This is a genomic window from Clostridium sp. LIBA-8553, assembly GCF_057782465.1.
The window spans coordinates 1,855,815-1,877,481 of the sequence record NZ_CM173489.1 but is presented as its reverse complement, the minus strand read 5'-3'; the positions used below and the strand labels follow the sequence as shown (position 1 = coordinate 1,877,481).

The 21,667-nt window shown below is 29.5% G+C and carries 11 protein-coding genes; 8 read left to right on the top strand and 3 right to left on the bottom strand.

The features are described from left to right. Positions 1 to 137: 137 nt before the first annotated feature. The 6 genes from AC2JAQ_RS08325 (at position 138) to AC2JAQ_RS08300 (ending at position 9,774) form a co-directional block, all read left to right on the top strand. Complete coding sequence (locus AC2JAQ_RS08325; protein ID WP_488456019.1) at positions 138 to 4,202, top strand: glycoside hydrolase family 2 TIM barrel-domain containing protein; 4,065 nt, start codon at positions 138 to 140, stop codon at positions 4,200 to 4,202. A gap of 179 nt (positions 4,203 to 4,381) precedes the next feature. Continuing rightward, positions 4,382 to 5,863: a hypothetical protein gene (locus AC2JAQ_RS08320; protein WP_488456018.1), complete on the top strand. Its 1,482-nt coding sequence runs from the start codon at positions 4,382 to 4,384 to the stop codon at positions 5,861 to 5,863. A 116-nt stretch (positions 5,864 to 5,979) separates the two neighbouring features. Beyond that, on the top strand, positions 5,980 to 6,693 hold the full coding sequence (locus AC2JAQ_RS08315) for a DUF434 domain-containing protein (protein WP_488456017.1): 714 nt from the start codon (positions 5,980 to 5,982) through the stop codon (positions 6,691 to 6,693). A 125-nt stretch (positions 6,694 to 6,818) separates the two neighbouring features. Continuing rightward, on the top strand, positions 6,819 to 7,136 hold the full coding sequence (locus AC2JAQ_RS08310; protein WP_488456016.1) for a DUF6442 family protein: 318 nt from the start codon (positions 6,819 to 6,821) through the stop codon (positions 7,134 to 7,136). A gap of 328 nt (positions 7,137 to 7,464) precedes the next feature. Next, positions 7,465 to 9,003: an ABC transporter permease/substrate-binding protein gene (locus AC2JAQ_RS08305; protein WP_488456015.1), complete on the top strand. Its 1,539-nt coding sequence runs from the start codon at positions 7,465 to 7,467 to the stop codon at positions 9,001 to 9,003. A 12-nt stretch (positions 9,004 to 9,015) separates the two neighbouring features. Then, positions 9,016 to 9,774, top strand: coding sequence for an ATP-binding cassette domain-containing protein (locus tag AC2JAQ_RS08300; RefSeq protein WP_488456014.1), 759 nt, complete (start codon positions 9,016 to 9,018; stop codon positions 9,772 to 9,774). A 156-nt stretch (positions 9,775 to 9,930) separates the two neighbouring features. Here AC2JAQ_RS08300 and AC2JAQ_RS08295 read toward each other — a convergent pair whose 3' ends face one another. Then, positions 9,931 to 13,206, bottom strand: coding sequence for a glycoside hydrolase domain-containing protein (locus AC2JAQ_RS08295; RefSeq protein ID WP_488456013.1), 3,276 nt, complete (start codon positions 13,204 to 13,206; stop codon positions 9,931 to 9,933). Between the two features lie 451 nt (positions 13,207 to 13,657). Between AC2JAQ_RS08295 and AC2JAQ_RS08290 the strand changes: the two genes are divergently transcribed. Further along, positions 13,658 to 18,412, top strand: coding sequence for a discoidin domain-containing protein (locus AC2JAQ_RS08290; protein WP_488456012.1), 4,755 nt, complete (start codon positions 13,658 to 13,660; stop codon positions 18,410 to 18,412). Positions 18,413 to 18,667: 255 nt separating this feature from the next. Here the strand turns inward: AC2JAQ_RS08290 and AC2JAQ_RS08285 are convergent, their stop codons facing one another. Then, the gene (locus AC2JAQ_RS08285; RefSeq protein ID WP_488456011.1) at positions 18,668 to 19,132 is read right to left on the bottom strand and encodes a GreA/GreB family elongation factor; all 465 of its coding nucleotides are present in this window, start codon (positions 19,130 to 19,132) and stop codon (positions 18,668 to 18,670) included. A gap of 186 nt (positions 19,133 to 19,318) precedes the next feature. Then, positions 19,319 to 20,677, bottom strand: coding sequence for an FAD-binding oxidoreductase (locus AC2JAQ_RS08280; protein ID WP_488456010.1), 1,359 nt, complete (start codon positions 20,675 to 20,677; stop codon positions 19,319 to 19,321). 310 nt (positions 20,678 to 20,987) lie between these two features. On the opposite strand from AC2JAQ_RS08280, the gene AC2JAQ_RS08275 reads away from it, so the two are divergent. After that, positions 20,988 to 21,608, top strand: a complete 621-nt coding sequence (locus AC2JAQ_RS08275; protein WP_488456009.1) for a hypothetical protein — start codon at positions 20,988 to 20,990, stop codon at positions 21,606 to 21,608. Positions 21,609 to 21,667: the final 59 nt, after the last annotated feature.

The window sequence follows — 21,667 nt, the reverse complement described above, 5'->3', positions numbered from 1 at the left end:
TTATTATTATACATAATAGTTAATAAAAGTAAATAGAGATTGTTGATTTGAATTGATTATAAATTGTAAAAAATTAATAGTTTTATATTTATAATTTTATTAACTAAGTTATGTTAATTAAAAGGGGGAATAGTAACATGAAACCATTTCACAAAAAAGGCTCTGCGCTAGGGGTAGCATTAGCTTTTGCTTTAACTTTGTCACCTACTTTGGTAATGGCTGAAACAAGACAAGTTCCAGAATCTGAAACAGTGCATGTTGGATTTATTAAGGATGGAGAACGGTCAACTATTTTTAATCAAAATTGGAAATTCTTTAAGGGAAATCCATTAGGTGCTGAAGCTGTAGACTTTGATGATTCTTCTTGGAGAGGATTAAATTTACCTCATGACTGGAGTATTGAGGGAGACTTTACTGTACAAGGAGAGGCTGAAAGTGGATTCTTATTAGGAGGAACTGGATGGTATCGTAAAAGCTTTGTAGTACCTGAAAAGTATGATGGTAAAGACTTTACATTAAATTTTGATGGTGTATATATGAATGCTGAGGTCTATGTAAACGGTAAAAAGATAGGTGAACATAATTATGGTTACACTGCTTTTGCCTTTGATATTACTGATGCATTAGTATGTGATGGACAAACAGAAAATATAATTGCTGTTAAGGTAGCTAATCCTGTGCCAACTAGTAGATGGTACTCAGGAAGTGGAATTTATCGTGATGTAACATTAAGTGTTACAGATTCTGTTCATGTTTCTCATTTAGGAACAACAGTTACAACTCCAAATATTGAAGAACAAAAAGATGGTGATGTAGACGTAGCTATTGAGACTGTTGTTGAAAACGAATCCACAGAAGAAGCTAATGTTACAGTTAAAAGTACTGTATTAGATGCTAATGGAGAGGAAGTTAGTGAACCAGTAATAAGTGAAGAAATTATAGCTGCTAATGGGAGTGTAACTTTTAATCAAACTGGTATTGTCAATAAACCAAATTTATGGTCAGTTGATAATCCTAATATGTATAAAGTAAAAAGTGAAGTCTTAATAGATGGTAAAGTGGTAGATACTTATTTTACAGACTTTGGATTTAGATATTATAACTTTGATAAAGATACTGGATTCTCATTAAATGGAGAAATGATGAAACTAAAAGGTGTTTGTATGCACCATGACCAAGGGGCTTTAGGAGCTGCTTCTTATTATCGTGCTGTAGAGCGTCAAATGGAAATAATGAAGGAAATGGGAGTTAATGCAATACGTGTTTCTCATAATCCAGCAAGTGATATGTTATTAGAAATTTGTGACCGTTTAGGGTTATTGGTTATAAATGAAGCTTTTGATACATGGACAAATCCTAAGAATGGAAATGTAAATGACTTTTCTAAGTATTTTAATGAAGTAATAGAAGAAGAGAATGAAATTATAAATGGAACTACAGGAATGACATGGGGAGAGTTTGAAGCTAGATCTATGGTTAAAAACTCTAAAAATAGCCCATCAATAATAATGTGGTCAATAGGTAACGAGATATTAGAAGGAATTAGTGGAAGTGCATCTAACTATACTAATGTAGCTCAAGATATAATTGATTGGATTGAGGATGAAGATGCAACAAGACCTGTTACTATAGGTGATAATAGAACTAAAAATGGTGATAGAACGGCAGAGGCTATTTCAGAGGTAGTTGACGATAATGGTGGACTAGTTGGATTTAACTATGCTAATGAGAGGCAAGTAGCACAACAGAGAGAAAAACACCCAGACTGGACATTATATGCTTCTGAAACTAGTAGTGCACTTCATACTAGAGGATATTATAAAACTAAAGGAATAGATTATTCAAATCATCGTATTTCAGAGTATGACAATGATGTTACAAGAGTTGGATGGGGACACTCAGCTAGTGATGCTTGGAAGTTTGTTATAAAGAATGACTATAATGCAGGAGAATTTGTATGGACAGGATTTGATTATATAGGTGAGCCTACTCCTTGGAATGGAACTGGTACTGGTAGTGTTGGAGGAGGAAATGGAGCATCTCCAAAATCAAGTTACTTTGGTATAGTTGATACTGCAGGTTTTGAAAAAGACATATATTATTTATATCAAAGCCAATGGAATGATGATGTAAATACATTGCATGTACTTCCAACATGGAATAGAGAAGATATAGTTATAGAAAACGGAAATGTTGAGGTAAATGTATTTACTGATGCCCATAAAGTAGAATTATATCTAAATGGTGAAAAGGTTGGAGAGCAAACTTCAACTGAGCATACAACTGAGGCTGGTTATAAATACTATACTTTTGGAAATGATTCAGTATATCCAGTATTTAATGTTCCTTATGAAGAAGGTACATTAACTGCTAAGGCATATGATAAGGATGGAAATGAAATTACAAATACAGAGGGAAGAAAATCAGTTACAACAACAGGTGACCCTACTACTGTAAAACTAAGTGCAGATAGAGACACTATTGATTCTGATGGATATGATTTATCTTATATTACTGTAGATATTGTAGATGAAGATGGAAACATAGTTCCAGATGCATCTAATAGATTAAACTTTGAACTTGAGGGCAATGGTAAGATAGTAGGTGTGGATAATGGAGATCAAACTGATACAGAATCTTATAAACCTACAAGTGATACAACTGCTTCTAGAAAAGCTTTAAGTGGTAAAGCTTTAGTAATAGTTCAATCAACTAAGGATGCAGGTACTATGACATTAAATGTTTCAGGAGAAGGATTGCAATCTCAATCTATAGAAATTAATACTGTAAACAATGCTGGGGATGATAAATTCTTAGAATCTTATGAAATAGTTAAAGATTACTATGTTAACCTAAATGAAAAACCAGAATTACCAAGTACTGTAGAAGGAAGATATAGTGATGGAACAACTGAGACTTTTAATATCTTATGGAATGGATATGATGAGTCAGAGTTAGATACTCCACAGGTATTTAAGATAAATGGTAAATTAGAGGGCACAGATGTGGCTGTAAATGTTAACGTTCATGTAATTGGTGATGTTGTTTCAATGGAAAACTATTCAACATTCACTTATGCTGGACAAGTCCCTACACTTCCTAAGACTGTAAAAGGATATTTAGCAGATGGAAATGAAAGTGAAGAATTTAAAGTGAATTGGAACTTAGATGGAGTAGATTTTAATGAGCCTAATACAACAGTTGTTGTTGAGGGTGAAGTATCATTATTAGGTAAGACATATACTGTAACTTCAACAGTACGTGTGGCTGAAGCTCTAAAAGCAGCTTCTAACCTTGCAATAAATAATTCTTCAAATAAAGATGTTCCAAACTTAAGTCAAAGTTGTATTTCTCAATCAGATAACTTAAATTCTATTAATAATGGAATAACTAATAACGGATTAGATACAAGAGAACGTTGGACAAACTGGAATGAACGTGATTTAACAGTTAATGGCGAACCTAAAGGTGCATATGTTCAATTGGATTGGGAAAATAAATATGATATTGATAGATTAGATTTATGGTTATTCACTGACAATGTATATGGAAGAATTCCTAAAAAGGTTGAAATAAGTTATAGAAATGAAGCTGGTGAGTATGTTGTAGCACCTCATTCAAACACAACAGAGGTATCATATCTTGCTGGAGAAACAACTTATTTCTTAGATGAGGTAATAAATACTGATAGCATACGTATATATATGCAACAACCTGAGGTAGGTAAGTGTATTGGATTATCAGAAGTAGCTGTTTATGAATATGTACCTCAAGTAAATGCTAATACAACTAATACTTTATCTGAAATTAAATTAGATGGAAAAGTTTTAGAAGATTTTGATCCTAATACTACTGAGTACACAGTTAATTTAGAAACATTACCTACAAGTGTAGAAGCTTTAGCAGATGAGAATGCAGCAGTAACTATTTTGCCAGTTTATAATAATAAATCAATAATAGTTGTTCGTTCAGAATCTGGTTCTAAGAATGTTTATACTCTAAATTACGTATTAGAAGAGGCTGAAATTTCAGCTGATGTCAACGGTGATGGAGTTATAAACGTAGGGGATTTATCAATAGTATCTAAATATCAAGGTGCTGTTATATCAGGAAATACTTTAAGTGAAAAATCTGATATAAATAGAGATGGTATAGTAGATACAGCTGATATCCAAATAGTAATGGATAAAATTTTAGAGTAATAACTTTTAATAGAGAATTTTAAAAATAAAATCAATTTAAATAAACACACAAGGTAGAGTATATAAAGTATCTTGTGTGTTTTTTTATATAAATAGTGAAGAAATTAGTAATATTATTGAGCGTTTTTATCTTATTAGATATAATGTTGCAGTGAGAATATATGTAAAGGAGAAATTAGGTGAGCTTAACGACTTATTTAAAGAGTAAAGATTTTGAGGAATGTATTAGATTCCAAGAAGAAATTAAAAAAATAACACCAGAAAAAAAGGATTTTATAGCTTTACAAAGTAATTATAAAGCCTTTGAGACAAAAAGAGATTTAAAAGCGCCATATTATTTAGAGACATCTAAGGATGCAATGCTGGTTGGAACTACTTTTGATTATTTAGCTAGGTTTAGAATTGCCCAAGTTATATCTGAAAATAAAATTGAAGCAATAGAAAAAGTTGTTTCTGACAATTTCTTTGATTTTTCAGGTAACAAACTATCTAATAAAACATTTAATAAGATACAGAATAGGTATTTGAGAGCTAAAAGTAATATACAAAAATATATATTTAATAATAGAAAGCTTGAGGATATTATAATTGAAAGTGCATTTACATTAGCAATACTAGAGCAATGTTGGAGAGGTAAAAAATTACCTAAGGATGTAGATGACTTATTAGAAAAACCTTCAGAAATAATTAAATATGATTTAAAAAATTTAATGGTAGTATTTGAAGAAAATTTTATAAATAAGGTAGTAAAAAAAGATAGTTTAGTAAAATTTAATCCTGATTTTGGTGCTTGTTCATATGCAATAGGTGGAGCAGATGCCGATATTTATATAGATGGAACTCTTTACGATTTTAAGTGTACTAAAAGCTTAGGATATAAAGCGATAGATGCTAGACAAATAATAGGATACTATGTATTAGATGTAATTTGTAAAAAAAGAAAATCATTGAACTTATCAAAAACCTTAATGAATAATGAAATTAATAGAGTTGCATTATATTCAGCAAGAGTAGGAGAAATTTATTATTTTGATGTAGCTCATATAAATAGTGAAAAGCTTAGAAAAGTGATATTAGAGGTTGAGGATATATTATTTAATAATAGGTCTAAAGTGGTTAAAAGTAATAGTAAAAGAAAGATAAAAAGAAAAAGTGAAAAAAGTCATTTTTTTAAGTATCTAACAATATTACTATTTATACTTGTATTATTTGGAACGATAGTTTATTTTTTAAAAGAGATTAAATATAATTCTCAAATAACTAATATAAGGGGAAGTAATACATCATATATAATAGAAGATATAAGAGAAGACTATGAAAAGAAACGTATAAATTCACAAGAATTGCTTACTAAAGGACAAGGAATTTTTAGATATCTCAATGCATTAATAAAAACTTTAAGGTCTTATGATGTAAGTAATTTAGAAAATGCAAAAGTTGTTTATGAATTAAGTGATGAGTTATTAAATAATATGTATCAGAATTTTAAAATGGAGTTTAGTGAAGATAAGTTTAAAAAAATAACTAAAACTCAAATTAAATGGATAGACAATAAAATGCAAATTGAAAAAAATCTAAAAGATGATGAGTTAGCCAAATACCAAAAATTTATTTATATGACATTAGATAAATGTGAAGAGTGGACAAACTATTATAAATAATTAAGAACATAAAATCCATAATATTATATTATGAATTTTTTTATTTCTAATATTATATAATTTAAATAGCGTTATATACTTAAATTATATAGTATTATTTTAAAGCGAGGATAAATATGAGTAAGGTAACTAGAAGAGGATTTGATGAAGACGATAAAAGGTGGTTTTCTAATAAGGAACAAGAAAGATTACAAAAAGCAAAAGAAGAAATTGAATGGTTAATAAGTAGAGATTATAAAATGGATCATGTTATTAAGTTTGTTGGAGATAGATATCAATTTTCTTTAAGACAGAGAGATTCTTTAAAAAGAGGAGCCTGTTCTGAAGAAAGTAAGAAGATAAGAAGAGAAAAAATGCTTCCTTTAGAATGTTTAAAAGAAGGAGCTATAAACATAGATGGCTTTAATTTATTAATAACCCTTGAAGTTGCTCTATCAGGAGGAACTTTAGTGATAGGAAGTGATGGTTGTATTAGAGATTTAGCAGGACTTAGAGGGACTTATAAAATAATTGACAAAACAGATAAGGCTCTAAAAATAATTGGAGAATTTTTGAATAAGTATAATTGTAAAAATGTTATTTTTTATTTGGATTCTCCTGTTTCTAACTCAGGCAATTTAAAGCATAAAATATTAGAGTATTCTAAGGAATGGAATATCAATGTAGAGGTCAATTTAGTTAATAATGCAGATGTAATTTTAGAAAAATTAGATAGAGTTGTAAGTACTGATGCAGTAATAATTGATAAGTGTGTAAATTACTTTAATATGGCACGAGAGATAATTAAAGACTATATAGAGGGTGCTAATATAATAAATTTAGAAAAATAGTTTAATAATCTTAAAAGATGTAAACTTTGAATTATAAAATGATTGTGATTCTATTGGAATATATTTACAAATAGCTTTTTTTATAATAAGATATAACTGATAACAAAACTATTCAGGGAGATATTATGAGAAAAGAAGAAGTTTTAAAAAAAAGACAACAATCCAATAAAGATGAAGGTATAGAGTATGCTGAAAATCAAGGGCGTAAAATAGGTTTTGTTTTATTTGAAATATTATTTGCATTTCTTGCAGTATTCAATATGTTTTTTGGTGAACCAAGTACATTTCATGCAATATCTGCCTTGTTTTGGATACTTATTGCTGGTGAGGCATATGGGAAATATGGTTTTGTAAAAACTAAAGTATATCTTATCACTTTTATAGCAGGAAGTATTGCTTCTCTTTTCTCTGTTATTAATTATATATTAACTACATTGAGATAGTAAGTTATGAATGAAAAGATAATATTAAGAGATAGGTTAAAAGTATGAAGAGATGAAAAAAATCTTTTTCAACTTTAATGATAAAATTGAAGATTAAATTTATAAAACATCCTATATTTAAAAGTTTAAATATAGGATGTTTTTAATTTTCTTATTCAAGTATTTTGATTTGAAATATATTTTAAGTTATTTGTGATTAATTCATATAAAAATATTTAAAGTAATAAATAGTAATTCCTAATTATAAAATAGTAAAAAAGAGCGTGTTTTACTTAATTGGTTATTTATAGAAAGTTGTTTTAAAAATTATAAAGGGGGACAGAAAAAGGTGATTAGTGATATATTTGTGCAATTAACAGAAAAGAAGGAATTCTATTTGAATCTTTTACTTGAGCATTTGCAAATTTCACTCCTTGCTATTATTATAGCTTGCATTATTGGGCTATTAATAGGAATTTTAATTAGTGAATATAAGAAAAGTTCTAAGGTAATTCTTGCAATTATAAATTTTGTCTATACTATTCCATCAATATCACTATTAGGTTTTTTAATTCCTTTATCAGGTATTGGAAATACTACTGCAATTATAGCATTGACTATATATGCACTTTTACCAATGGTTCGAAATACTCATACTGGAATTACCAATATTGATAATAGAATTTTAGAAGCTGCCGAGGGAATGGGGAGCACAAAGTTTCAAATTTTATATAAGATAAAACTTCCTCTTGCAATGCCAGTAATTATGGCTGGAATAAGAAATATGGCTACTATGACAATTGCTCTTGCTGGTATAGCTTCTTTTATAGGTGCAGGGGGACTAGGGGTTGCTATTTATAGAGGAATAACTACTAACAATTCGGCTATGACTTTGGCAGGAAGTTTACTTATAGCTTTATTAGCTATATTAGTAGATTTTATTCTTAGTAAAGTCGAGAATATAGGAAAAAGAAAGAGAAGAAATAGGGGAAAGAAACAAGAAGTGGTAGGAATTATTTTAATTATAATTTTTGCATTAATATTGGGAAGAGTATTAACAAAAGAAGGTAGCATTGATACTATAAATATTGCTACAAAACCTATGACTGAACAGTATATAATAGGAGCTATGCTAAAAGATGTAATTGAACAAGACATGGATTTAGAAGTTAAATTAACTCAAGGTGTTGGTGGAGGTACATCTAATATTATGCCAGGTATGGAAAGTGGAGAGTTTGATATGTATCCAGAGTATACTTCTACTGGATGGAATATGGTTTTAAAGCATGAAGGATTTTATGATGAAACTATGTATGAAGATTTAAAGAAAGAATATGCAGAAAAATATGATTTCGCATGGACAGGAATATTAGGCTTTAATGATACTTTTGGATTAGCTGTAAGAAAGGATATAGCAGAAGAATATAATCTTAAAACTTATTCAGATCTTGCTAAAATATCTGACAAGTTAGTATTTGGTGCAGAGTATGATTTTTATGAGAGACCAGATGGATATGAGGCATTTTGTTCAAAATATGGATTCAATTTTAAAGAAGCTGTTGATTTAGATATTGGATTAAAATATCAGGCTATGAATGAAGGTAAAGTTGATGTTATGGATATATTCACTACGGATGGACAGCTTGCAGTTGCTGAGGTTGTAGTTTTAGAGGATGATAAAAATTTCTTTTCTTCAGCTATGGCAGCCATGGTAGTAAGAGATGAAATCTTAGAAGAGTATCCTGAATTAAATGATGTTTTCAAGAAGCTTGAGGGAATTTTAGATGATGAAAAGATGGCATACTTAAATTATAGAGTAGAGACAGAAGGGATTGACGCTGAAGTTGTTGCTCGTGAATTCTTGATAGAAAAGGGAATTCTTAAATAGGGGGAGAATAAAATGAGTGCAATTATTAAATTCCAAAATATAAAGAAAGCTTATGGGGAAAATACAGTTATAGAGAATTTCAATCTTGATATTGAACAAGGAGAGTTCTTAACTGTAATAGGAAGTTCAGGATGCGGAAAAACAACGATTTTAAAGATGATAAATGGTCTTATAAAACCAGAGGAAGGAACCATACTAGTTAGAAATAAAAATATTGAAGAGGAAGATATTATATCACTTCGTAGAAATATAGGTTATTCAATACAGGGGAGCGTTCTTTTCCCTCATATGACCATAGAAAAAAATATTGCATATGTTCCTAATTTATTAAATAAAAAAAATAAAGAGAAAACAAAAAATGCAGTGAAGAAGTGGATGGATATTGTAGGATTAGATGAAGAACTTTTAGGTAGATACCCGGATGAACTTTCTGGAGGACAACAACAAAGAGTAGGAATTGCAAGGGCATTGTCAACATCACCAGACTTACTTTTAATGGATGAACCTTTTGGAGCTGTAGATGAAATTACTAGAGGACAATTACAAGAGGAAATAATTAGAATTCATAAGCAAACTGATATAACCATTATTTTTGTAACTCATGATATTTCAGAGGCAATTAAACTTGGAACAAAGATTCTTGTTATGAATGATGGGAAAATAGAGCAATATGCAAAGCCTAGAGAAATATTAAATAACCCAAAAACAGAATTTGTAGAAAAACTAGTTGCAAGAGAAAAGAAACTACATGACCTGTTTGAAAGTAAGTAGTGTTTAATGGTTAGCTAAAATAAATACTTTCTAAAAATAAAGTTAAATAAAAAAATAATATTCGTTTTATTTAAAGGATTAGCTAAAATCAAAACTAAATAAAAAAAGACCTTATTCTTATGTTTTAAAAGAATAAGGTCTTTTTTATATGAAAATTTATCTTGTAGTTCTTAAGGTAATGGACTCCTTATTAGAGATTTTACCATTGCTATACTTAGCTGCTATTTTAAAGTTATAAATAGTGTGTCTATTTAAATTAGTAAATTTATAAGTAGTTTCTTCAGGTTTTAATTCTACTACTTTTTTACCATCCTTATAAAGAATGTATCCCTCTAAGCCATTAGTGGTTTTAGGAGCTTCCCAAGTGACAGAAACATTAGTCTTATTGATTTCTAGTACTTCAAAGTTTTTAACAGGATTAACTATTATATTTTCATATTGTGATGAGATGAATTCTTTTGCAAAATCATTTATTCCATCTTTCATTCTATTTACTTCTGAAATAGTTAAATCTTTATCAGCTTGAGAGGCAGCTACTGCAGAGCCATATCCATTTCCACCTTGCTTAGGTCTTTTAAGTGATTTAACTAAAGCATCTATATCATCCTTTAATCCTGGAGCATTTTCCATTAGATATTTAGCTTTATTTATATTCCTTATACCTTCTTTTAATCTTTCAAATCTAGGAGTAGAGTAGAAGGTATTAGTAGTACTATCTTTTTCAGCTGGGTATATAAACCAAGGATCACCAGGCTCCCAATATTTATATGATACATTTTCTAATGGATTTTCAACCCATCCATCCCATGACCAACGCATAAATCCATCAGTATTTTGAGCTAATGAATACCACATAGTCCAAGCACTTTCGGCAGTATCACTTATTGTGAAGCTATTTGGATAATCTCCAGTACAAGTATATATTGTAGTTAATAATCCAAGTTCTTGTCTGTGTGCAGCCATATTTTTCATATCATCAGAATTATGATTTATATGAGATAAACCAATTGAGATATCATCTATTCTATCTAAGAAAGAATAATCATTTCCACTTTGATAGTTCATAGCAGATGAAATCTTAAAATGCTCTCCAGACTGATTTGTTATACTTTCAATTAAATCAACAGAAGCTCTTAAATCATCCATACTTCTTTCATCCATTGAAATATATGTTATATCAAACCAACCTTTTTCCTCAAGATGAGACATAAATGAAGTTAAAAATTGAGTCCAAGTATTTATCCAAAGTTCACTACCAGGTCTTGGGTTAATAGATTCATTTCTATTGGTGCTTTCATCAAAGTATTGGATTCTATTATTCCAAGGAACTATGCTGTAACATTTTATTTGTCCAAAACCATTCTCTGGGTCTAAAATTCCTAGGTCTACATTAAATTGAATCCACTTATCAAAGTGAGAGTAGTCAAATTCAAAAGTACCATCTGATTTTTTTGTCCATTTAATCATTGAAGGATCACTATCGTAGGATTGATGGTTCCAAGCTTCTTCAACTATATTAGCTATAACACCACGACCACCCATATCTCTATACTCTTCAAGATTATCTCTTAAATATTTAAAATGCTTTTCTGTAAATAAATCCTCTTCAGCTATACCGTAATATCTCGCTGTAGTGTAAGGATGCTGCCATAATTCAATTTGAGTATTTGTTTCCTTGGGTAGAGGTTGTACTAAATCTAAAACTTCAAAGGAATAATCAAAAACATATGGTTCCTCTAATTCATTTGCATTTACAGTTAAAGAACCAGTATAAACTCCAGGTTTTGCATCTCTAGGAATTGAAATATTAACCCATGCAGAAGTAACTTTCTTTGATTCTATATTTAATGAACCAGATTTATGGATTATATCTGGGAATGGCTCAACAGGAGCAGAAGGGTTACCACGACCTATATTTGCTAAAGTCTCCTTAAGCCAAGATATTTCAACATTATCTGAAGAAATTGTATTTCCATTTTCATTTATAAAATCACTTGAAGTTACTGTAACATTATTAACAGGGGATGATTTTGTCCAAGTAACAATTTTAGAATTAAGCTCATCTCCTATCCAAGCTACATAATTCCATGTATTTGAATTTAATTTTTTTATATCATTATAATTTTTTTGAAGGTAATGAAAATCTGTGGAACCAACAGCGGCACCAAGAAGAGCTCCTGCCTTAGTAACTTTTAATGGTATAGTTTTAGAAATATTAGTTCCTTTAACAGTAGCAATTATATTAGTTTCTCCTTCATTTTTAGTAGTTATTTCACCATTCTCATCAATAGAAGCTATATTTTCATCTTCTATTGAATAGTTTATTGTTTTCTGAGTTGAGTATGAAGGAATGACTGTTGCGTTTACTGAATCACTTATACCATTTTCAATTTGAATACCCTCTGTATTAAAAGTTATTCCAGTAGCAGGAATTTGTTTATGATAAACCTTTGCATAATCTATTTCTCCATTATAGCTACTTGAAGAAGGATTTTTTCTATGAGTAACTTTTACAGTAAGAGTGTGTTCACCATCTGATAATCCCTCTTTTTCATATAACTTTTGACCAACTAATCTAGTTGGGTTGTATGGATCCATTTCCTCAGGCTCACCACCATCTATAGTAACTTCACATATAGCAGAAGAAGGTTCTTTAACACCGTATAATTCTACTTTGTTCCCATAAAACTTTAGGGTATAACTAGGCTGAAAATCAGCAGTAGCTAAAGTCCAGAATTCATCACCATTATAGAAAGAACCTATGCCAGTACTTTCACTCCAACCACTTGAATAAGTAAATTGGAATAAATCATCACCAATAGTGTGATCGTTTACTGGTGTTACATATTCTTTATTAGGATCTACAATTTCAGTAGAGTAGACCTTAGCGAAATCTATTTGAGCTCCTAAGGGTTTTGAACTGTTTGCCATAGGATTTCTCTTATCTAAGATTTGAAACTTTAGAGTATGCTCTTCATTAGTTAAATTAGAAGCCTCAAATAATTTCTCTTGATTTTGAGCATCAAGATTATAGGCATCTATTTCAATAGCTTTATTATCATCAATGCTTATGGCATAAATACCTAAGTCATTATCCTTTTTTCCATAAAGTTCTATTTTAGTTCCTTTAAATTTAAGTTCAAAGGATGGTGCCTTTCCATTTGACCATCTATTTTGATTTGTCCAATGTTCAGTACCATTGTAATCAACAGAAGCTCTATCAGCTACCCAACCTTCTGAAAAGTTAAATTGATTTAAGCCAGTACCTTTTTCAGAATCATCAATAATAGTTATAACTTCTTCTGTGTCTAGAGAATTATTCTCTTCCTTAGCTTGAGCTTGTAAAGTTCCCATTGGAAGAAGGGAACAACACATAATTAATGTTAAAGAATTACTTAAAATTTTAGTGAATCTACCCTTAGATTTCTTCATAAATTAACCCCTTACTTTAATTTTTTTAAGAATATTTTTTAATTAGATTATGCTTTAAATTATTATTGATTTTAGTTAGTTATAGATTCTATTTAGAATCAATACTATTTTAAAACATAGAAATAGATTAAAGTTCTAAAAAGATCCTCCTTTCTTTTAATTTATATATAAGAATATTATAAATTACCATTAACAAAAATAAAACATATTTTCAATTTTATGTAATAGATTATAAATTAAAGTCATATATAAAAATTTTTATGGTGAAATTAATAGTTGAATTGGAGAAGTGGTAGTGATATAATTACAATATAATTGGTAAAATAAGTAATAAAAGTAAAATAATGTGAAAAAGTTAAGTAAATTATTAAATTTATATTTGAGGGTAAAAGAATATATTTAAAATTTAATATATTTGTTAAGTTAATTTAGAATTTGAGGGGGAAATGAAATGCCGGGTAAAAAATTTTCAAAAAAAACTTTATCTCTAACATTAGGTCTTAGTGTTGCTTTAACCAACATTGCACCAATGGCTGTATTAGCAGATAGTAAGGATAAGAGTAGCAATGTTACAGCTAGCAAAAGTGATGACAAGTTATTTATTGGAAACGAATTCATTTCAAGAGAGTTTTCAATTGCTGAAGGAAAGGTTTTAACAAGTGAAATAGAAAATAGTAGAGCTAATACTAATATAATTCCACAGGCTGGCTCAGAAGATTTTGTTATCAATACAATAAAACCTGAACTAGAAAATCCAGAGCCTACTTTACCTACAGAAGTTTTACAAAGAGATAATTGGAAAGGAACACTTTCTGTTCAAAATGGAACTGAGTATCCTCAAACAGATATTACTAAGCTATTTGATGGAGACAAAAATACTTACATTGATAGTTATAGAATAACTGGATACCCAACATCATTGAAAATTGATTTAGGTGAAGTTAAGACAGTATCATCTTTTTCATATTTAAAACGTCCTGGATATACTGATGCTAATTATGGTAAGAATGGAACAATGGGAGCATACAAACTTTACGTAAGTGAAGATGGGGTGAATTGGACAGAGGCAGGTGAAGGTGAATTTACTGCAGAGGATTATAATCTACATCAAGAAGGAAATCTACACAATGTAGGTGATGTGGTTTATGGAAATCTTGATAAAACTTATGAAACAAGATATATAAGAATTGATCAGTTATCAGATGCTTTAGGAAATACTCAAGAGTTTTCGGGAGCAGAAATAAACTTATATTCTGATAAATATGTGATTCCAGAAACTCCAAAAACAGAAATTAAGTCAAGTGATTTGACAATAGATGTGTCTAATACAAAGATAGAAGATATTGAGAATGGTAAAAAGCTTACTATTTCATATGAGCCATATGAGATTTTTGGAACAGAATATAACATTGATATGGTAACAGTTCTTGAAGATGATGATCATTATATGAGATCATTCCTTGAAATTATAACTAATAATGAAGAAGCACAAATTGATTATATTGATTTAGATCACTTTGTACTAGATGATAATATAAAAGACACAGTTTGGTCACATCCAGATTTAAAAGATGTATCTTCAATGTGGATTGGTAAGAATGAGTTAATGCTTGGACAACCTATTTATGCAAATGGTATGTTCTTTGGCTCAGAATTCCCAGCGGCAGATACAGATGTAGTAAATGATGAAATGCAAATAAGATATTATAGTGGTAAGACTTTTGAACAATTAGAAAGAGATAATCAGTTAACTACAGATGGGAAATTTGTATCATGGCAAAATGTTGTTGGGGCAGCAGAGGGCGTAGACACAGATGTTGTACAAACAGACTTCTTTGAGTATATTTCAGAAATAGCTACACCAACTGAGTTCAGAAAACAATATAACTCATGGTATGATAACATGCTTACAATTACAGATGAGAGTATTTCAAAGTCTTTCTATGGTTCTGAAAAAGGATTAACTGAAAATGGAGTAGAGCCAGTTGATTCTTATGTTGTTGATGATGGATGGCATAACTATAGAGATCCAGAGTTTAATCCTAATATATCAACAGCAGAAGCTGGAAATAGTATGAACAGAACCGACTTCTGGGAGTTCAATGATAAATTCCCAAATGAGTTATATACATCTACAGAGTTAACAAATAAATTCCAATCTAAGTTTGGATTATGGCTTGGACCTCAAGGTGGATATAACTACTTTAGTGGGTTTGCAAGATATCTAGAAAAAATGGGAACTGGATATGCCCAAAATGATTACTGGACTAATGTTTGTGTAGGTTCAGATAAATATGTAAAGAATCTAACAAGTTTATTCTTAGATTATCAAAAAAGATTTGATATAGACTATTGGAAATTAGATGGATTTGCACTTAGACCTTGTACAAATTCAAATCATGATCACATGACTGGTGGCCATAACAATATGTATTATACAACAGATTTATGGGAGAAATGGACTGATGCTTGGGATACAATGCGTGAAAGTAGAGCAGAAGAAGGAAAAGGATTATTTATAAATGCTACTTGCTATGTTAACTTAAGTCCATGGTTACTTCAATGGGTAAACACTGTATGGGTACAAGATTCAGGTGATACTGGTCATGCTGGAACTGGATCAAGACATCAACAAAAAATAACTTATAGAGATAATGTTTATTACAATCTTTATAAGTCAAATCAAGTTCAATTCCCAGCAAAAAATATATATAACCATGATCCAATATATGGAGTATCAGATAGTAGTTCAGCAACTACAGAGGATTTTAGAGACTTCTTATTTGCAAATGCAGTTCGTGGAACAGCATTCTGGGAATTATATTATTCACCATCAATAATGGATGATGAAAAATGGAGAGTTAATGCAGATGCTTTAGATTTTGCTGAAAGCAATGCTCATATTTTAGAAAAGGCTAAATTATTTGGAAACAGAGCTACAGAAGGAGTTTATGGATATTCTGCATGGAATGGAAATGAAGGTATAGTTTCATTTAGAAATCCAACTGGAGAGACTAAAGAATATACTTTAGAATTAACTGATATAGTTGGTGTTCCAAAATCAGTTTCAAACTTAAAAGGAAATCAAGTATTACCATATGTTGTTGGAGATGCTGGTACAGTATCTTACGGAGATAGTATAACAGTAACTTTAAAACCATATGAAACTAGAATACTTCAATATGGTAAAGTAGATACTGAAGAGGCAGAAATAGTTTCTGCAAAGGTAACAGGAGAGAATGAAATCACTATAAAATACAATGAGCGTGTTGAAAATGGTGAGGGAGTTTATTCAGTTAAAGGAGCAGAAGTGGCTGAAGTTAAGTTATTAGATGATTATAGAACTATTGTTATAACTACTAATGAAGCTTTAGATAAAGAAGTAACTTTAAATGTTAATGGAGAGAGAGATGCTTTAGGTAATTCATTAACAACAAGCTTAACAATTCCTGTTTACCAAAATGGAAATGTTGTATCAATAGTAAATGGTGATGAATTAATTGGCGGAGAAAATATAAATAAAAAATACAATGGAAATTCAGATACTTATTTCTTAGAAATGAATAAGGAATATGAAGTTGATACAACTAAGAGCTTTGAAGGAACAACTGACTTTGCAGTGACTATGGCAGTTGATACTACGTCAACTAATGTAAATTTATTAAGTCAAGGAGATGACATTAAGTTATCAATTGATGATGAGGGATATGTAAACTTTAAAGTTAAAGATTTAAATGTTAACTCTAAGTCAGAGGTAACTACTGTGGTTGAAAAAGCACATGGAACTTTTGGAACTGATGAATATGTTCCAACTTCAACAGAATCAACTTTTGTTGGTAAAGTAAATGATGGAGAATTACATCATATATCTGCAGTTAGAGAAGTTAATGGAATGCTTAAGATTTATATTGATGGAGAATTAATAAATTCTGTATATGATAAATCAATTATAAATCAAGAAATAAGCGGTGGAACTATTAAGGTTAGTGATAATAACTTTAATGGAATTATGGGAGATATTCAATTAAGAAATAGTTCAGTTTACTACGATGAAGCAAGAGAAATAGCAAACTCTTATGAAGGATCAGATATTATAGAATATAACAGAGAAAACTGGGAAGCAAGTGCTTGTTCAGAAATGAATCCACCAAGTGGTAATGATGGGCCTGCATCATATGCTATTGATGGAAATGAAGCTACTTTATGGCATACAAACTATAATGGAGCTGATAATCATAGTGGAAAACACTGGCTCGCTGTTGACTTTGGAGAAGAAATAGAGTTTGATACTGTAAATGTATTATCTCGTGGAAAAGGAACAAATGGTTCAATCAAAGGATATAAATTAGAGGCTAATATAGGTGGAGAATGGAGAATTGTCAAAGAAAGTGAGTTCACTGATGGCGTTAAAGAAAAAATAGAGTTAGATGAGGCTATAAAAGCTAATGGAATTAGATTAACAGCTCTTTCCACATTTAATGGACAAAACTTCGCAGCTGTGAAAGAAATTAGTGTTACTAAGAAGGATAGAGCAGCTACTACTGAGGAGATTGATGAATTAAAGGCTTTAGTAGAAGATATAAATGAGGCTGACTATACAAAGGCTTCTGCAGATAGATATAATAGTGTAGCTAATAAAGTTAATTCTTTAGAAGTAATAAACTTATCACAATTAAGTGTATTAAGAAATAAACTTAAAGAGGCACAGGGTGGATTAGTTGAAGCTAGAGAGTTAAATGAATTATTAGTTCAAGCTTCAAAATTAGTATCTAGTGATTACACAGTTGAAAGTTGGACTGCCTTTGAAGAAGTATTAAATAATGCAAAGGCGTTAAACAACAATATAGAGACTACTAAGGAACAAGTTGATGAGATTACAACAAACCTAAAAGCATCTATGGAAGCTCTTGAAAGAGTTGATGGAGAAGAAGAGATAGTAGTTAAGCCAGTTAGAAACTTTGGTTCTTCTGAAATAAACAAGAAAAACGTAGTTGTAACTTGGGAAGCTCCAGAATCAACTAAAGGCTTAGAAGGATATGTTCTTTATAGAGATGGTAAAAAGGTTGCTGAAATAGGAACTGAAGAAACATCATATAACTTTAATGGATTAAACAGACATACAATCTATAATTTCAAGATTGCTGCTAAATATTCTAATGGAGAGCTTTCAAGCAAAGAAAGTATAACATTAAGAACTGCTAGATAATAAGATGATTAGTTAGATTTTAAAAGATGAAATTTGATTAAGTATATAGGAAGAGTCACTACACTTTTAAGTGTGGTGACTCTTTTGTTTGGGAATCTGTTTTAGGTAAATGTTGATTTTTAGCTAATACCTCATAACTAGCTAAAATAAGTCCAGAAATTAAAGGCGTAAAATCTCTATTGTTTAAATTTGAGATTTTACACCTTTATTAAAATAATTAAGATTTTATGCTATATCTATAGTTCTTTTAAAAATTTATAAGATTTCTAAGACTTCTACAGTGTAGCTTCCACCAGGAGCTTCTACTTCTACTGTATCACCGACTTTTTTACCCATTAAAGCTTTACCTAAATCTGATTCAATACTTATACACATGTTTTCTAAATCTAAATCCATAGTTGTAACTAAAGTAACAATATCTTCATCATCATCTTCAACAAATTTTATTCTAGCTTTGCTATTAAGCCCTAATGCAGACTTATCAGCAGTTTCCTCTTCAACTATTATTGCTGTTGATATCATAGTTAAAAGATATTGTATTCTATTATCATTTTCTCTATAGTTTCTACATGCTTCCTTATATTCAGCGTTCTCAGATCTATCACCATGAGCTGCTGCCTCAAGTTTTTCTTTTGCAATTTTAGCTCTGACCACAGACATTCTATAATCTAATTCTTCTCTTAATTTCTTAACGTTTTCCTCTGTCAAATAATTATTCATAATAAAATCTCCCTTAAATGAAATATCTTATTTTATCATTATACAACATATATATAATTTTTAAAGAGATTTTAATGTACTTATTAATTTAGTAAATATATTTATTATAAATAATTTTTAAGAGTATAATTTGATAAAAACTAATAAAATTAATAGAAGAGGTTATTCTGATTTCATTAAATTATTTTAATTGTGGAGAGTATTTATTGATTGTTGGAATTTAAATATATTAAAAGGATCATATTTTCTTTTAATAATTCTTAAATTACATATATTATTACCATAATATTCTCTTTCATAATCTTTTAGGAAGTAGTAAGGAAAATTAATATAAAAACCATTAGTTATACTTTCTAAATATGGCAATTTATAAGCTATCCAAGCTCTATTTACTTCATCATATATAGGACTTTCCCAAACAGATTGTATTCCTATAATATAGTTACTATTTCTATAGTAAAATGCTGTTTGATCTTTTTCTATATCACTTACAGCACCACCTAACCCATAAAAGGTAATAGCAGTAAATACAGAGCCTAAAGGCCTTCTTTTAATAGATTCTGCTAAATTCAATAGCTCATCTTTAGAGTATAATCTATTTGAAAATACACCTGTAGATTTAAACATTTCATTTTCAGGATAAATCTTTTCAACTTCTAGTATTGCATCAAGAAAATCCATATATTTTAATCGTGATATAGCATTAGGAATTGATAAAAGTGGTGCTAATATAGTTTTAAGTTCTGATTTAGTACCATAGAATAAACCAATTATAGAACTTGCAAGTCCTTCGTCTTTAGAGTTATAAAAGCTACATCTCATATTTACTCTTCTATCTAAATTTAAATATAAATTTTGAAAAATATCCATTATCTTTGCTTGTTTTATAGATGAAGTATTTGGATAATTTATTTTAAATAAAGTAACTTTATTTAATTTTGGAGGTAATCTGAAGGTTGCTGAAGTAACAATTCCAAAATTTCCTCCTCCAGCACCTCTTAAAGCCCAGAATAAGTCACTATTACATTTAGAATTAGCAGTTATTAGTTCGCCTTTATAATTTACAAGTTCAACTTCTAATAAATTATCTGCACCTAACCCAAACAATCTACAGGATAACCCCCAGCCTCCACCTAAGGCATAGCCAATTACTCCAACTGTTGGACAAGTTCCACCTGGAAATGGGTATCCTTTTTGTCCTAAATAATTATAAAGAGCATTGTTATTTACTCCAGCACCTATTTTAACTGAATTATTTGCATAATCAACTTCTATATTATTAAGTCTACTTAAATCTATTATCAAAGCTTTGTCTTCAATGGAATAGCCTTCATAATTATGCCCACAACCTCGTATTCTAAATTTATATCCATTTTTCAGGGCGAATTTTAGGACAAATATTACATCATTTATATCAGTGCAATAAAGAATCGAATAGGGATATCTTTGAATTGCCCTATTCCATATTTGTCTATCTTCATTATAATTTTCATAATTAGGAGTTACAATGTCACCATTAAAACATAAAGAATTACATAAACTCATCAATACTCACTCCTTAATATTTAAGCTTAATTAAGTTGTTACTATATATTATTAAAGTTAAGCTAAAAAGGGTTCAGATAGTTTTTAAAAGTCTCTTTTTAAATTGATTTTGATTTAAGAAATACAATCTCACTATAGTTCTACTATATAAAAAGTCAGATAAATTAGGAGGTTACTATGGATTTTAAAGAGCAGATTTTTATTTCTTTGAGGATGATATAGGCTATAATATTTTGACAAGTTATTGTAATTTGTTATATTTATACATATGGTAAAATTAGTCTTATAGACATGGGAAGGAGAATGGGATATGAAAAGAGGAACTGGAGTAGCTATTTCAATTTTAACTTTAGGAATTATTTTAATTTCGTCATTTTTTATGATTGCTAATAAAGAAATAAAAGAGTATATGAATTTGGGGATTAATGTTACTTATGATGAAAATGTAAGAGAACCCATTGAAGAACTTGTAAGTAGATTTGTTGATTTTGATTATTCTAAAGAACCTGTTAATTGTGAAGAAATAATTTCTAACAAGGAAGTGGCATATAAATATAATTCTTCTTTCAATTCTACAGTTGAGTATAATGTAGAAAGTGAATTAAAGATGTCAAAGGTTGATATAAAAAAGATTGTGAAAGAGCCTGATAACGAATATAAAGTAAAATTCAATAGAGAATTTGAGATAAAGTTTGACAAAGATAGTGATACTATATCATGGGGAATGGATGATTATACGGCTTATGTAATTGAAAAGAATGGTAAGTTTTATATAGATAGAATTCTTAATGATGTTGACTTGGAACAGTTCAAAAATAGTAAGAGTAAAATAACTAAATTATTTAAATCAGAGGAAGAACTCTTTAATGAGGCTATGAAATCTGAAATAGAAGCTAGAAAAGCTTATGATGAGTACATTGGGAATTTATAATTTAAACATATCTAAAAAATAGTTGTATAATAGTAAAATACGCTTTTAATTAGAAGGGA